Below are 16902 nucleotides of genomic sequence, written 5' to 3' on the forward strand. Positions count from 1 at the left end.
ACAAACAAATATGAAGAAAACATTCCTAACAGTCGTTGTATTGCTCCTTGCCTGGAGTAATGTTGACTTGAAAGCTCAGGAGACAATCACGAATGCTTTCGACGACTTGAAGCGTACCGGAACTGTTAATGAACAGGACTCCGAAATGCGACAGGCTACCTCGGATACGGCTCTACAAAAATTGCTGACACAGAAACCGGCAGCAGGCTATTTTTGTTTTGCTGAAGATCGGATGCATGATATCCGTCTTGATCAAATCATTCCGGCCCGTTGGACGGAACGCGTTTTCGACACTTGGCTACAATTGAAAGGAGACTGTCAACCTGGTGAATTCTATACGTGGCAAATCGGTGTTTTCACACCTTTCAAGGAGTTGAAAGGTGTCTCCGTTTCATTCTCCGACTTGGTAAATGCCGATGGAAATAAAATAAAATCCACCTCATTCCAATGTTTCAACCAGGAAGGCACCGATACCGACGGACAAACATTCCGGAAAACCGTCTGTATCCCTAAAGGATATGTACAGGCACTCTGGATCGGGATGGACATCCCTGCATCAGCCAAAGGGATATATAAAGGAAAAGCTTTTGTGAAGGAAGGAAGCTCCCAACCTGTCGAAATAGCAATTGAGCTAAACGTGTCCGGCTCACCGATCGCCAATCATGGAGATAACGAAGGTTGGCGGAAAACCCGTTTGCGCTGGCTCAACTCCACACTGGGAAATGCCGATGAACCGACTGCACCTTATACACCTGTAACTATCCGGAAGAAAACTCTTTCCTGGTTGGGCGGCGAAATTGAACTTTCTTCGAGCGGGCTACCTTGCAGGATAACCACTTGTTATGATGCCAATAACAGACTCAGTGATTCTATCTCAAATGCCGTACTGGCAAAGGAAATGGCATTTATTATCGAAACTTTCAATGGACAGGAAGCCTTGAAGCCAGGAAGTCTCCGTATCACTAACCGTAATAACGCTTCCATTAGTTGGGAAACGATACTAAAGAGCCAAAACTTCAATGTAGTATGTCAGGGAACTTTCGGGTTCGACGGTATTAGTAATATCCGTCTTCAAGTCAAACCGAAACAAGATATCGAAATCAAAGATATACGTTTGGAAGTCCCTTACACGACTTATGCATCCAAATATATGATGGGATTGGGGCACAAAGGCGGATTTCGTCCAGACACGCTGATATCATGGAAATGGGACACCGATAAACAACAGGACAAAATCTGGATGGAAAATGTCAACGCCGGCCTTAACCTTCATTTCATGGATGAGAATTTTGTGCGTCCGTTAGTCAATATCTATTACGCACTTGGTAAACTGAACCTGCCTGTTTCCTGGGGAAATAACAACAAAGGTGGTATCCGCATCCAGCCGGAAGAAGATGGTGAAACACGAATGATCGTTTACAGTGGCGAACGCTGTTCACGCAAAAACGAAATCCTGCACTACAATTTCGATATGCAAATCACCCCTGTTAAACCGATTGACTTGAAATTACAGGCAACAGAACGTTTCTACCACTCGAACAGCGACGTAAGTGCTGGTTATATTCCGGCAGCTTTGAAAGCCGGAGCAAACTTGATCAATGTCCATCATAAGAAAGATATTTATCCTTTTATCAACTATCCGTATTATGACGAATCAGTCACCGATCTGAAACGTTTCATCTCTGAAGCTCATAGTAAGAATCTCGGTGTCCGTTTATATTACACGACACGGGAACTGACCGTGAAAATCCCCGAACTATGGGCTTTGCGTAGTTTGGGCGGAGAAGTGATCCATGACGGTCCCGGAAAGGATACGCGTACATTAATTCATCGTAACGGACCGAACGAGTGGTTGAACAAGAACCTTGCCACGCATTTCATCCCTGCTTGGTATAACGCTTTCGAAGAGGGAAAATATGCAGGTGATATGGACATCTCCGTTATAACGACTCCCGATTCCCGTTGGAACAACTATTATCTGGCCGGACTGGATTGGATGGTGAAAAACTTGGGAGTCGACGGCATTTATATTGACGATAGCGCTCTTGACCGTAAAACGCTGCAACGTGCTCGACGCATCCTCGATGCAGACGGCAAGCGACGCCTGATCGACATTCACTCTTGGAACCACATGAACCAGTGGGCTGGTTATGCCAACTCCCTGCATCTTTATACAGAGCTTCTCCCTTACATCGATCGCACTTGGATTGGCGAAGGTTTCAAAGCTGACAACTCGGTAGACTTCTGGTTGGTGGAAATGTCTGGTATTCCGTTTGGCTTGTTAAGCGAGACACTGGACGCACGCAATCCTTTTCGGGGTATGGTATTTGGAATGCTTCCCCGTTTACCCTGGAGCGGTAATCCTGTCCCACTCTGGCAATTGTGGGATTCGTTCGGAATGGATAAAGCAACCATGCATGGCTATTGGGATGAAAACAACCCTGTTAAAACGGACAATGCAAATCTCCTTGCAACCGTTTATACGAATGAAAATAAAGCTCTTCTCGTGATAGCCAATTGGACGGATCTACCACAAAAGGCAAAAATATCCATCGATGAGAAAGCATTAGGTTTCCACCCAGCTACGATTTCATTGCCGGAAATAAGGGACATACAATGGGGTAGCCGGCTGAACAACTTGGAACAATGCGAAATTATGGGGAGAAGTGGTATGATCATCCTGCTTGAAAAATGAATATTCCCTGTTATAAGGTAAGGTATGGAAACAGGACATTCAGCTTACGTTTCAAGTATAAATATTGCAACCATGACAAAATACGCAACAAATCACTCGATTATTTTATGCAAAAACGGCTGTAAAATAGGTAAAACCGGGTGGTTTTCATTGCTCGGCAAGGCACTTTAGTTGCCGGACACCCCCATGTTGCCCCCTCTTACACCCGGATGTACCGACTCTCTACACCCGGATGTTAAGGAAGGCAACATGGGGGTGTTTACAGAATTATGTGCTTGTTTCTGCTAAAAAAAGAGAGAACTTTTGTGAAATGAAGAACCGTATTTCTCCAATTTAACACCTATTATATTTATTTTTACATTTGTTTATTCGATTATTTCATATGCTTTTTCAAAAGCAAAAGAAAACAATGTGCTGTTTTTCAATAATATGATAAAATGCAATGTTTCAGAAGTGATAGAGGGAAACGTCCTGTATCACTGTCTCTAACTCTTGAATATTAATAGCTACAACCTTCGTAGTGATAGAGTGATAGAAGATTTGTAGAAAACTCCGTATGAAGATCGCAACCTTGGAAAATTTTGATGCGGTTGCCCTGTCTTCGTTTCCTTATGGTAAATCTGTATGTTTAAATTTTAGAAGGATTCCGTGTGAAGTAATTTCGGTAAAGTGAACGTATCGTAAGGATATACCTGATTGTGTTGGCAGTCTTTACGGTTATACCTGGTTCTTCGGGATCATCTACTAAATCTAGTCTACGCAACCTAATCGTAATTATTTAAAGTAAACATATTAAGAAACACAAAAAAAGCCCGTATCCAACTTCACAGTTACATACGGACCAAACAAATAACAAACTCTACTTATATGAAAAAACAAATACTACTAACTTAATCGTCTTAGGAATTTCTTTGGATATAATTCCTAATTCATTTTATCATATAACAGCACATAATTCAGTTTGGTTCAGAAATAATGAAAAAAACTATCTTCCGATCAGCTTAGCCATACATTATAATCCTGTATTACAGAAATATATCATTTCTGTAATAAGTAATATCATTTTTTAAACATGATCATTTTTTCTTTCTTGTACTTTTAAAATCAAAATTCAACCTAAAAAGATATTACCATGAAGGAATTGAAAATGTTTATTGATGGCAGATTCATAGAACATGAATCTGGAAAATGGATTAAGGTATTAAATCCTTCTACTGAAGAAGTTATATCATTAATGCCGGACGGTACGGTCGAAGATGCTAAAAGAGCGATCGATGCAGCAGAAAAAGCTCAGGGTCAATGGGAAAGGACACCTTCTATAGAAAGGGCCGCTTATCTGACCAAAATTGCAGCCGGTATCCGCAAAAGAGAAAAGGAACTGACTGATATAATTGTTCGTGAAGGTGGAAAGACGCAAGGCCTGGCTAATGTGGAAGTTCTTTTTACGGCAGATTATATCGATTATATGGCTGGATGGGCCCGCCGGTATGAAGGTGAAATCATCCCCAGCGACCGTCCGCGTGAAAGCATATTCCTGTTCAAGAAAGCAATTGGTGTAACAACCGGTATTCTCCCCTGGAACTTCCCCTTCTTCCTGGTTGCACGCAAAGCAGCCCCGGCTTTGATTACCGGTAATACGATCGTGGTAAAACCGAGTCAGCTGACACCTGAAAATGCATACGTTTTTGCACAAATTGTAGAAGAAGTCGGTTTGCCAGCCGGAGTTTTTAACTTAGTGAACGGACGTGGTTCGGTGATAGGTCATGAGTTGGCAGCAAATCCGAAAGTTGGCATGGTCAGCCTTACGGGAAGTGTAAGTGCCGGACAACAGACAATGGCAGCAGCAGCTCCTAATATAACAAAAGTATCTTTGGAATTAGGAGGAAAAGCTCCTGCAATCGTGATGGAAGACGCAGATATAGACTTGGCGGTGAAGTCGATCATCGCTTCACGCGTTATCAATACCGGACAGGTATGTAATTGTGCGGAGCGGGTTTATGTAGATAAAAAGGTCAAAGATATCTTTATGGAAAAGCTTGTGGCCGGTATGAAGCAGGTGAAAGTCGGCAATCCGAACGAGATCGCAGACTTGGATATGGGGCCACTGATCGAAGCAAATGCTTTGGCTGCCATGGAGCAAAAAGTTGAAAAGGCGGTTCGGCAGGGAGCCAAACTTCTATGTGGCGGTCATCGGATCGGAACAAAAGGATATTTCTTCGAACCTACAGTGCTGGATTGCGCCACACAAGAAATGGATATCATACGGGAAGAGACCTTCGGCCCTATCCTGCCCATTGTCGAATATACGGATATCGATGATGCGATTGCATGGGCAAATGACTGTGAGTATGGACTGACATCTTCCGTCTATACCCAAAATCTGGACTATGCATTCAAGATTATGCGCTCGCTGAAATTTGGCGAAACATATATCAATCGTGAGAACTTTGAAGCTATGCAAGGTTTCCATGCCGGATGGCGTAAGTCCGGAATCGGCGGTGCAGATGGGAAACACGGTCTTGAAGAATATTTACAGACGCATGTCGTTTATATAGAAACCAAAGAATAGAAGATCGCCTTTATTATATGGCCGTGCCATCGTTACGACACAATTGTGCCAATGCGATGGCACTGTTGTGTCACAGCATTGGCACAACAGACGAGTCGCTTATACTTGCTCCAACAGGTAGTATTCGGAAAGGATATCCCGCACTTTCTCTGGTGTCAGACGTCCATAAACTTTTCCGGCAATCGTGACGACCGGAGCCAGTCCGCAAGCCCCCACACAACGTAGACAATCCAATGAAAACAGGCCGTCGGATGTAGTCTCTCCAACTTTGATCTCCAACTGGCGCTGGAACTCTTCCAAGACTTTCTCGGCTCCACGTACATAACAGGCCGTTCCCAGACAGACGGAAATAGGATATTTCCCCTTCGGAGTCATGGTAAAGAACGAATAGAACGTCACAACTCCATATACTTTGGAAACCGGAATATGCAACCGGCCGGCGATGATCTCTTGCACTTCGCGAGGCAGATAACCGAATATGCCTTGGGCGGCATGCAATATGTTGATCAGCTCTCCCGGATCGTTATTATGTTCATCACAGACAGCCAACAATTCATCGATCTTCATCTGAATCAAATGTATCTTCATCTTATCCATCGTTTATCCCTCCTGATTTTCTTGCGTAAACATGTTAATGGCTTCCTTGCGGTCGAAGTAGTGCGTATGCAACAGCTTGTGGGCACGCGGTCCACACGGTTCTCCCAGATAGTCAGCATAAAGAGCTTGAATATAAGGATTCTCATGGCTCTTGCGAAGCGTCTTGCTGCGATCCTCCTGATAGAGAGCCGCCGCACGTTTGCGCAGCACCTCCATCCTGCCCCTGTGGAACGGTTGGCCGCCACCACCGATACAACCGCCCGGACATGCCATAACTTCGATGGCATGATAGGGCGACATGCCGTTTTTGACTTCTTCAACCAATCTACGGGCATTGCCCAAACCATGTGCAATTCCTATTTTTATCGGTGTCCCATCGAAGTCTATTGTTGCACTGCGAATGCCTTCCAGCCCGCGGAGTTCTTCAAAATCAATTTTAGGAAGAGTTTTTTTCGTATATAGCTCGTACGCCGTACGGCAAGCAGCTTCTATCACGCCACCGGTTGTTCCGAAGATAACTCCGGCTCCTGTCGATTCGCCTAACGGACGATCGAAATCGCTATCTGGCAGTTCCGCGAAGTTTATGTTTGCATAGCGGATCAGGCGGGCCAATTCGCGCGTATAGATCGAAATATCGACATCCGGATTGCCATCGACCGCAAATTCCGGACGACTGGCTTCATATTTCTTTGCCAGGCAGGGCATGATCGACACGACAACGATCCGCTTTCGGTCTACTCCCAATTTTTCGGCAAAATAACTTTTGGCAATTGCACCGAACATCTGCTGTGGGCTCTTAGCTGTCGACAGGTTGTCTAATAATTCCGGGAAATGCTGTTCGACGAAGCTGACCCACCCCGGACAGCAACTCGTCATCAACGGCATTTTTACTTCCTGATCGCCTTTCAAGTATTTCCCGATCCGTTGCAACAGTTCTGTCCCTTCTTCCATAATAGTCAGGTCGGCGGCAAAATCCGTATCGAAAACATAATCGAAGCCCAACCTGCGGAGGGCGGAAACCATTTTACCCGTTACCAATGTCCCCGGTTCATATCCGAAATCGCGTCCCAAAGCCGTACGGACAGCCGGAGCTGTCTGGGCTATCACGATTTTGTCCGGATCGGCCAGCGCATCCAACACCGGCTGTTGTGTATTCCGTCCGCTCAACGCGTTTACTGGGCAGACCGATACGCACTGGCCGCAATAGGAACACGTACTACCGGCAATATCCCGTTCGAAAGCCGTAGAGACGGCTGCATTAAAGCCTCGATTGACAGCAGTCAAAGCCCCAACGGTCTGGATATTATTACACATGGTCTCGCAACGGCGGCACATGATGCACTTGTTCATGTTGCGGACGATAGACGGTGAACGGTCTATCTGGAATGTGGACATCTCGCCTTTATAGCGAATCTCACGTATCCCCAGGTCGTGAGCAATTGCTTGTAGTTCACAATGTCCATTGCTACTGCAAGTCAGACATTCTGCCGGATGGTTGGACAGGATCAGTTCCATTACGGTTTTCCGGGCATTCATCACGCGTGGGCTGTGTGTTTGCACAACCATCCCTTCCATACACTCCGTTTTACAGGAAGGAGCCAAATTACGGCGACCTTCTATTTCAACTACGCAGATACGGCAAGCACCCGGATTATTTTCATAGTGCAAATCTTCCAACTTCATATAGCAAAGAGTCGGAATGCGGATACCCATTCCTTTTGCAGCATCCAGGATCGTGGTTCCTTTGGGGACTTCCACTGGTTTTCTATCTATAATAAGCTTTACTGTTTCCATACATTTAATTGTCATTGTCCATTCTTCACTACTTTAGTGCACATAAATAGCACCGAACTTACATCTCTTTATACATGAACCGCACCGGATACAAGTCTGCGGATCAATCACATGCGGAACTTTCTTGTCTCCCGTGATCGCATTCACCGGACACATCCGGGCACAAAGCGTACATCCCTTGCATTTCTCTGGATTGATAAAATATTGCGTCAGTTCGCGACATTGATGAGACGGACAACGTTTTTCCTTCACGTGGGCCAGATATTCATCATAGAAGTTATCCATCGTAGACAAAACTGGATTGGGCGATGTCTGTCCCAAACCGCACAAGGCAGTGTCTTTGATCACACCAGCCAAGTTACGAAGCCGTTCCAGATCCTCGATCGTTCCGTTGCCGGACGTAATCTTTTGTAACATCTCGTGCAACCGTTTGTTGCCAATCCGGCAAGGAGCACATTTGCCACATGACTCCTCGACCGTGAAATCCAGATAGAATTTGGCCATAGCGACCATACAATCGTCTTCGTCCATCACAATCATCCCCCCCGACCCCATCATCGAACCGGCAGCCAAAAGATTGTCATAGTCGATCGGCAAATCCAGATGCTTCTCAGTCAGGCAGCCACCTGAAGGACCTCCTGTCTGCACAGCCTTAAATTTCTTTCCATCTTTGATGCCTCCTCCTATACCGAAGATCACTTCGCGTAACGTCGTCCCCATCGGAACCTCTATCAGCCCAACGTTATTTACTTTTCCCGCAAGGGCAAAGACTTTCGTCCCCTTACTTTTCTCCGTACCTATACTACTGAACCATTCAGCTCCCTTCAACAGGATAACCGGCACGTTGGCATATGTTTCCACATTATTCACATTGGTCGGGCAACCTTTGTAACCTTGTTCGCTTGGGAAAGGCGGTTTAACAGTCGCTTCTCCGCGAAGCCCCTCCATACTATGAATCAACGCCGTTTCTTCACCACAAACGAATGCTCCTGCCCCATAACGTATCTCGATATCGAAAGAGAAATCCGTCCCGAAGATGTTTTCACCCAGTAGACCATATTCTTTGGCTTGCCGGATTGCAATCTTCAACCTCTCTACGGCCAACGGATATTCGGCCCGGATATAAACCAGCCCTTTCGTGGCTCCCGTACAATATCCGTTGATCGCCATCGCTTCAACGATGGAATGCGGGTCACCTTCCAGGATGGAACGGTCCATGAATGCTCCCGGATCGCCTTCATCCGCATTACAGACGACATATTTCTGGGGAGCTTTCACTTTACGGGTTATCTGCCATTTCAAGCCGGTCGGGAAACCGCCTCCTCCCCTACCGCGTAAGCCACTATCCATGATCTCTTTGATCACCGATTCGGGCGTCATCTCGGTCAAGGCTCTACCTAAAGCTACATAACCGTCGCGGGCGATATATTCGTCTATATTTTCGGGATTGATAAAACCGCAATTCCTTAGAGCGATACGGAGCTGTTTCTTGTAAAAATTGATATGCTTGGAATCCGGTACTTGCTCGTTAGTTTCGGGATTGACATATAGAAGCCGTTCTACCTTACGTCCCTTCACTAAATGCTCCCGGACAATGTCTTCGGCATCCGTCGGTTTTACCTGAACATAGAACGTATTGTCCGGAACCATTTTAACTATCGGCCCTTTTTCACAAAAACCGAAGCAACCGGTACGGATCACTTGGACAATATCCTGCAACTTATGTCGTTCGACGGCCTCTTTCAGATTTTGAAGTATAAGTTCACTCTGTGATGCACGACAGCCGGTACCGCCACACACCAGTATATAACTATTGTACTGTGCCATTATGTAAGTATTAAGTGTTTAAGGAAGTTTTGTTATTCCGGTTTAACAACCGTGTAAGTGACCGGGATAATATCGTCCAGCAGTTCCCCATTCCGGATATACCGGTCAATGATTTCATCCACTTTCGCTTTCTTCACATGTCCGAAAACAAGAGGTTCTTTACCTGGCAGGGTAACCTCGACAGTCGGTTCGGCATAGCAATACCCCATGCATCCGGTTTGTGTCACCAATGCATCTACTTTTTCACGATCCAGTGCTTCAATGAAATAATTCATGATCTCTTTGGCTCCGGCAGCGATCCCGCAAGTTGCCATAGATATCCGGATCTGTACCATTTGTTCAGGATGATTACTTTTTTCTCTAATATCCAAGGTCGAGCGCAAGGTTTCACGCATCTTCCGAAGATCATCCAATGTTTTCACTTTATTCATGGTCTACACTATTTTAAGGTATAATTCGCTCAAATAAGGTATATCTGCAAACATACATATTTTTCCGGAATAAAGCCTATCTTTTCTCTTTAATCCCAAGGCTATTGTGCAAAAATCGTTAGGGGATTAATAAAGCATAGCTTTAGGGTATCTAATGCTATGGGTTATGGAGCCTAAAGCTATGGGTTTTGAAATGAAAGTGAAAACAATATGCCGCCCTCTGCTATTTATCTTCGACAGCACGTGTCTGCAATACTTTGGAATTAGGTGGAACGCTATGGGTAAGCCAGATGTTACCACCAATCACGGAGCCGTGACCAATAGTGATCCTCCCTAAAATGGAGGCATTGGAATAGATTGTAACATAATCTTCGATAATCGGATGGCGCGGTACGTCCAAAGGCAATCCTTCTTCGTCCAAGGTAAAGCTTTTTGCACCCAATGTCACACCTTGATAAAGGCGGACATGATTACCGATTATAGCCGTCTGCCCGATCACAACCCCCGTACCATGATCGATACTGAAATATTCTCCGATTTGCGCTCCCGGATGAATGTCTATTCCTGTATCCGAATGGGCCATTTCCGTTATAATACGTGGAATCACAGGCACACCGAGCTTCAGTAACTCATGTGCTACGCGCTGATAAAGAATGGCATGAATTGCCGGATAACAGAAAATAATCTCACTGGGGCTTTTGGCTGCCGGATCACCATCCAAGATAGCTTTCACGTCTGTCGATAGAAGATACTTGATATGTGGAACCTTATTGATAAAAGCAATGGCTATTTCAGAAGCACGATCTTTGGAATCACAACAACGTTCGACCTCAAAGCACAAGCCATTATAGATTTGTTCCTGCAACAGGTCGTAGGCCTGCTCCAGATATACACCCGTATAATATTGTATGGAATCCGTCTGTGCCTCCTGTTCCGTTCCGAAGAAACCGGGAAAAATAACCTTGCGGAGCAAATTCATGATTTCCCTGAGTGCCGTCACCGACGGGGAAGGTTTCTGGTGTAGCGGAATATATTTATACGCCTCTAAACCAGTAGTCGACAAGAGTTCTACGTTTTTTTGAATCTCTTCTAATATCTTTGTTCTGTTCATGATTAATTATCCCATATCGGATTATACTTGATAAATTTGTTGGCATAATATAGATCCTGTCCTAAAATATAGATTATACCATTTAACATAAACATATGGTAATTGTTCATGCGATAACCCAATAAAGAACGAGCTGTCCATTCACCACTTGACAGATTATATTCCCATATCTTCCCGTTATTATCAATCATAAAAAAGCTGTTTCTCTGTTCATCATAAACGCCAGATGAGACACTTCCTATTTTATCAGGAATAGATATCGGATTCCATATCTTCAAACTATCGGAAGATTCCCAAAAACCACTTCTTATGCCATTTCCGCCTTCTCCCAATCCGGCATAAACTTTATCTCCTACAACCTGAACAATACCACCACGTTGATAAGCAGGGAATTTAGCGATTACATCCCAACTTCCATCTATATTCTGTGAAGACAGGTCGTAACGCAATATCTCATTCATATTATTGCTTCCATCCGATCCTCCCAATACATATAAAGAGTCCCGATAAGTAAAGCTGACAGCACCGAAACGACCTCCCGGTAGTGAATATTGAGTAGGTTCCGACCAATTGTTGTCCAAATTGTATATCTGGCAATTAGCCCCTATCGTCTGTTTGTCTATACCACCAAGGAGATAGGCTTGATTCTTATAAACAGCAGCACTCATTTGAGAGTAGGCATTTAGACATTCAGCCATAGGAATCCATTCATCAGCCTGCACATTATATCCAAACATTTCTTTACTCCGTTCACCACCTAAGTCTCCTCCTACAACATAGATACGAGAACCTGAGTTTTGATCATTAAGGATAAATCCAGCAGAAAATTGCCTATTAGCTCCCGGATAAATATTTTTATTCTCAAAAATATTCGGAGTAGTAAAAGATTTAACTTCTCCATAGCCAGTCAAACCACTTTTGTTAGTAGCATAAGTCCTTGCATAATAGATTGTTGCACCTTTTAACGAAGGCAATGCATACATGAAAAGCGTATCATCTACAGCAACATGATTATCCTTGATACTCGGTTCCTTATTGCTTGAAGACCAACAAATTCCCCACTCTGTAGCAGCACTGTTTCCGCCATTCTGCAACTCCCCGCCAATGTGAACTGTTCCATCGCTTTTGATCGAATCAGGGGTGATGGGGAATGTTATAATATTCGGCTTCTCGCTTTTTGTCGAAATCGTAATTTCTTCTTCACTATATACTGTGCCGAAGTTATTTATGGCATAAGCCCTTGCATAATATTTTTTGGCAGACTCCAATCCCTGTATCCTTCCCGTAAATTTACCATCATCCTCAAGGCTCGTACAAATGATTGTATCAGCATCTATCGTCGGCCCTTCTTCTACACTCCAGCAGAAACCATAGGCACTGACAGGTGCATCTCCCTCATTGATCAAGAAAGCAAACAGATCGGCTGTGGTGAAAGTCGTACTGTCTTTTATCAGACTCAACTTACCGACAAAAGGTTTGCCATCTGTAGTCCTAAAAGAGTCCACATTAAAAGCAAACTCGCCAAACTGATTTTTGGCAAAAGCACGGACATAATACCAAGTTTCCGGCTCCAGATTCGTAATCTGGCAGGAGAAAGTATCGACAGTTGCCAAGTCACTCCCTTCGTATGTGATAACGGAATCTTGATCCGAGGGTTCGATATCTCCGGTTTGTTTCTTTTTCTTATAGTAGAAACCTAATTTCTCAATGCCGACTCCCCGATTCTTAACTTTCCCTTTTACCCAAGTGGAAGTTGCTTTTACTGTGGCACTATCCACATCCAAAGTCGCAACTTCTCCAATACCATTTATTGTTGTATACGCTCCTTCTGTTTTTGAAAATGCAGTATCTATATCATTAATAGCATAAGCATATACATAATATTTTGTACTATCTTCCAAATTGGATATGGTAGCTGTAAAATTGTGGTTTTCTATTTTATCAGCTTTTGTATATCGCTTGTTACGCATGTTTTCAAGCGGCTCCGTTCCTGTTTGGGTACTCCAACAAACCCCACATTCTTTTACTGGCAAACCGTTCTCTTTCATTATTTGAGCCTTTAAAGTGATCGAAGAAGCATATGCTTCTCCTTCCATTGAAGTCTCGGAAACCTCCGGAGCCTTTGCTTTCTGCAAACGCGTATCCATATCCGGATCTTCCACACATCCGGAAAGCATCCATAAAAGTGAAACAGCTGATAAAAAGATTGAGTATATGTGTTTCATAAATAATTCTTATTAGAAAAACAGACCGACACCGGCATTCAAATCAACATATTTAAAATTCAACGTATTGCACCCTGCACTTACAAACACAGGACCGAACTTAACCATTACATCCAGATCGGCAGCTAACCCGCTATAAGAATAATCCAAATTCTTCGCCCAATAGGATTTTTCTATTCTATAATCCGAATTATCGATTGTGATATATTCGCATAATAATTCCCGACTGCCATATCCTAAACCTACGGACGTATATAACCAGGATGTACATTTTACAACCAAACCAGCTGTACCGGCATAGTTATTCACCTTTTTCTTATTCGTGAAATAAAACGGATTATCGGGAGTAGGACCGACAAACTCATCTGTTCCCCGGCATTCCCCGTCGTACTCCTTAAAACCTAGATTGGTCTTAAAACGCAGGAACCAACCCAAACGAGATTTCACCCCTCCCACTGTCAAGCCATAAGGTGCTTCTATGGAGTAGGCATAACCAATAAAGAACTTCATCGGTTCTTTGGGGGTATCTGGCTTTATTGGGTTGGCAGAAGGATAGAAAACGGGCTCTACCGGTTTGCGAAGTGTTTCCAGACGATCTTGCCAGGATTGGGCCAAAGTTTCGTTTTTGGAAGTTCCTATCCCCTCGGTATAATAGATTATCAGCTGCGAAATGGCTGTTGTATCCTCATTATTGGCCATCAGTTCCAGACAAGCCCGACACTTGTTCATCAGACTGTGCATTGATGGACGCATTCTCTGGTTGGCTAACCAAATCGATGTGAGCTGCTCGATACTGTAAGGATCACATTGCACGACACCTTCTTCATACCACATCCTTGCATCGCTATAGTCCAAGCGTTTCATCGCCTCGTCACCTTTTCTGTTATATTCTGTTTTTTGTTGAGCCAGCAAACACATCGGCAACGCAACAAAAAGAGTTAAAATCCAAAGTCTTTTCATAAACACGTTAATAATACGTTGATCCTTCATTTACCAACACGCCATCAGCATTATAGATATCGAACAAACCATCTTTACGTTCGAAAGCACGGCCATTTTCGGCAATCCCGACATTACGATATTTACATGGTATACGCTCGTTCGCATCCGAATCGATCGCCCCATATAACATGGTCGATTTCTTTCGTACAATTGTAAAGTTCCCGAAAGTTTTCTTCATCTCATATTGAGCTTTCCTGTCGGCCAAAAGTTTGGCTGCTTCCTTTTCATCACAAGAAATCAAAAGACGTACGACCTCTTCCGTCAACTTGGTTTCTTTCGCTTTCGTGAAATCTTTCTTTGCGTTCGTAAAGTCCGCTTTTCCCATCTTCTCCTTGCCAGAAGCTATTAAAGCGACATATTTCGCCTCAATTTCTTCAGCAGTAGGCTGTACTGGCTGTATTGTTATTTTATTTCCTTCAGCCGGAACCTGCTTTGTATCCGGTTGCTTCCGGGGTTCATCAACAACAACGGGCGTCACCTTTTCCGGCTGTCGGGCCATTGCTGCCTCTGTTTTCTTATCCTTCTCGCTAAGCATAGATGCTTCTTTCACCTCCGAAACAGTTGTGTCTTGAAAGATGCCTATTGAATCTTTTTCCTCTTCGACCGGGCTAATCAACTCCGTTACATCCGGTTTCGTAGAGGTTTTGTTCCCCAGCACCAGAAAAGCGACAACAGATCCTGCACTGGCAAATATAGCAATAAGCACGGATATCAGCATCCCTTTTCTTTTTTTCTTAGAGGGCTGAGAAATAATTTCTTCGCTATTTATAATCGTACGATCTTCGTCCTCCTCATTCAGAGGCGATTGCTCATTCGGATGTATGACCGTTGTCTCACCATCCGCCTCCTGCCCGTCTGTATTTTGCAACTCATTTGCAGGTATTTCTTCTTCCGCAGGAAAATCTAATGCAGCCATCATTTCATCCACCGTTTGGAAACGATCGGCCGGAATGATTTGCATTGCCTTGATTATAGCGGCTTCTGTCTTAGGAGATATATTCCTGTTCAGTTCCGACGGATTCTGCAAAGGACGTGTTGCCCGCAAAATAGATTCGGTCGGAATCTTCCCTGTCAAAAGGTTATACATGGTAGCACCGAGCGAATAGATATCCGGACAGGGTGAAAAACTTTGTGTTCCTTCGTTATCGTATTGTTCGATCGAGGCAAATCCTTTTGATAAGGTAAGCATGGTCGTACTTGTTTCCTGTTGCTCGATGTCATATCGCTTGCTCACACCGAAATCAATCAGACGTGCTTTCCCTGACGAGTCAATCAGGATATTGCTGGGTTTGATATCCAAGTGAAGAATGTTCTTTTCATGTACAAACTGGAGTGCTTCTCCTATCTGGCGAACATATCTGAGGACTTTCGGTTCCGGCAATATGCCTTCCCTGTCCATCATATATTTGAGTGAACAACCGGGAATATATTCCATGGCAATATAAGCCGTGCCGTTTTCTTCGAAAACTTCCAGCACATTCACTATATGAGGATGGTGAACTTCAGAAAGAATTTTGGCTTCCTTGATAAGTTTCTCTTTGAATTTATCGAAAAGAACCCTTCCTGTCTCGGAATGCACCTTGACAGCAAATGATTCTGCTTCCCTGTAACAATAGTCTTTAAAGAAGTATTCTTTTATGCAAATAGGCACCTCTGTCTGTACGGTTCCTAACGATCCCTTCACCTCCGTATACCAGACGCCTTTGTATGTTATACCAAAGCCGCCCTGACCGATTACATGAGTGATCCGATATTTTCCATTCTGAAGAACATGTCCGTTTGGCAAATTCATAACTATACTATGCGCAATTCTATTAGTCTGCCAAAATTACGTTATTTATATAAAAGAATAAAGGAATGAAAGAATATTTTGTTTAATTCCTGCGGAATCTAACACATTTTGTATAGGTATGATATAAAAAGAAAAGTTATCGTGTGTTTTCCCGCTACAAGCGGACATGATTGCGTTTTTAATCTCTTCCGGACCACCTAAATGCTTGAATATATCCGAAAGCTCATCATTGTTAAGACGTTCGAGTACACCATCCGAACACATGAACAAAAAATCACCAGCCTTGATATCATCCAAAAGTACGACATCAGCCTCTGTCGGACGGTCCGTCCCTTGGATAGCCCGTATGATCACATTCCGCTGTGGGTGATGTGCAACCTCTTCATGGGTGATTTTTCCTAATTTCACTAACGAATTAACCAATGAATGATCTTCAGTCTGGAACAAGATTTCTCCTTTCCGGAAATGGTAAATCCGACTGTCCCCCACATGCGCCAAGGTTATGCCGGTCGTACCTACAAAGGTCATGGTCAAGGTGGTTGCCATTCCTTTGGCTTCCGGATGAATTGCTACATAGTCATCAAAACGTGCTTCGGTATAACGAATCGCTTTATTTATAAAATCTGCGTTCGGCTCACCTTCACGAAAAGTTGAGAAAAAAGTCTGGAAAGACTCGCAAGCCAATGAACTTGCAATCTCCCCTTTTTCAGCCCCCCCGACACCATCACATACCAAAAATAAGTTTTGATTGGAATTTGCCGTTTCCGGCAAAGGAAAGATAGAATCTTCATTATTCAATCTGCCTCCTTTTTCACTGACTGCCCAGGGGTTGCCGATCGTTATATTCATAGCATAGACT

The 16902-nt window shown here is 43.8% G+C and carries 11 protein-coding genes; 2 read left to right on the forward strand and 9 right to left on the reverse strand.

Annotation, left to right across the window (positions count from 1 at the left end; genetic code table 11):
- Positions 1-10 precede the first annotated feature (10 nt).
- Positions 11-2695, forward strand: a complete 2685-nt coding sequence (locus KTG12_RS02745) for a glycoside hydrolase domain-containing protein (RefSeq protein WP_155143994.1) — start codon at positions 11-13, stop codon at positions 2693-2695.
- Between the two features lie 1132 nt (positions 2696-3827).
- On the forward strand, positions 3828-5264 hold the full coding sequence (gene aldA / locus KTG12_RS02750) for an aldehyde dehydrogenase (protein ID WP_122115816.1): 1437 nt from the start codon (positions 3828-3830) through the stop codon (positions 5262-5264).
- Between the two features lie 99 nt (positions 5265-5363).
- Here the strand turns inward: aldA and KTG12_RS02755 are convergent, their stop codons facing one another.
- The 9 genes from KTG12_RS02755 to KTG12_RS02795 form a co-directional block, all read right to left on the reverse strand.
- Complete coding sequence (locus tag KTG12_RS02755) at positions 5364-5852, reverse strand: NAD(P)H-dependent oxidoreductase subunit E (RefSeq protein WP_005643304.1); 489 nt, start codon at positions 5850-5852, stop codon at positions 5364-5366.
- Positions 5853-5864: 12 nt separating this feature from the next.
- Positions 5865-7655: an NADH-dependent [FeFe] hydrogenase, group A6 gene (locus KTG12_RS02760; protein ID WP_005648987.1), complete on the reverse strand. Its 1791-nt coding sequence runs from the start codon at positions 7653-7655 to the stop codon at positions 5865-5867.
- A gap of 33 nt (positions 7656-7688) precedes the next feature.
- Positions 7689-9482 carry an NADH-ubiquinone oxidoreductase-F iron-sulfur binding region domain-containing protein gene (locus KTG12_RS02765; protein WP_155143997.1) on the reverse strand — a complete coding sequence of 598 codons (1794 nt, stop codon included), beginning with the start codon at positions 9480-9482 and terminating at the stop codon, positions 7689-7691.
- 32 nt (positions 9483-9514) lie between these two features.
- A complete protein-coding gene (locus KTG12_RS02770; protein ID WP_005641927.1) occupies positions 9515-9913 on the reverse strand; it encodes a ferredoxin in 399 nt (132 codons plus the stop codon).
- Between the two features lie 223 nt (positions 9914-10136).
- Positions 10137-11024 carry a serine O-acetyltransferase gene (locus KTG12_RS02775; RefSeq protein WP_022322986.1) on the reverse strand — a complete coding sequence of 296 codons (888 nt, stop codon included), beginning with the start codon at positions 11022-11024 and terminating at the stop codon, positions 10137-10139.
- 2 nt (positions 11025-11026) lie between these two features.
- The gene (locus tag KTG12_RS02780; protein ID WP_022322985.1) at positions 11027-13249 is read right to left on the reverse strand and encodes a kelch repeat protein; all 2223 of its coding nucleotides are present in this window, start codon (positions 13247-13249) and stop codon (positions 11027-11029) included.
- 12 nt (positions 13250-13261) lie between these two features.
- Complete coding sequence (locus KTG12_RS02785; protein WP_022322984.1) at positions 13262-14209, reverse strand: hypothetical protein; 948 nt, start codon at positions 14207-14209, stop codon at positions 13262-13264.
- A 7-nt stretch (positions 14210-14216) separates the two neighbouring features.
- Complete coding sequence (locus KTG12_RS02790) at positions 14217-16043, reverse strand: serine/threonine-protein kinase (protein WP_005641920.1); 1827 nt, start codon at positions 16041-16043, stop codon at positions 14217-14219.
- A gap of 45 nt (positions 16044-16088) precedes the next feature.
- Positions 16089-16892, reverse strand: a complete 804-nt coding sequence (locus tag KTG12_RS02795) for a PP2C family serine/threonine-protein phosphatase (protein ID WP_005648997.1) — start codon at positions 16890-16892, stop codon at positions 16089-16091.
- Between the last annotated feature and the right edge of the window lie 10 nt (positions 16893-16902).

The organism is Parabacteroides sp. MSK.9.14 (genome assembly GCF_019041495.1).
In the GTDB taxonomy this organism is placed as follows: domain Bacteria; phylum Bacteroidota; class Bacteroidia; order Bacteroidales; family Tannerellaceae; genus Parabacteroides; species Parabacteroides merdae.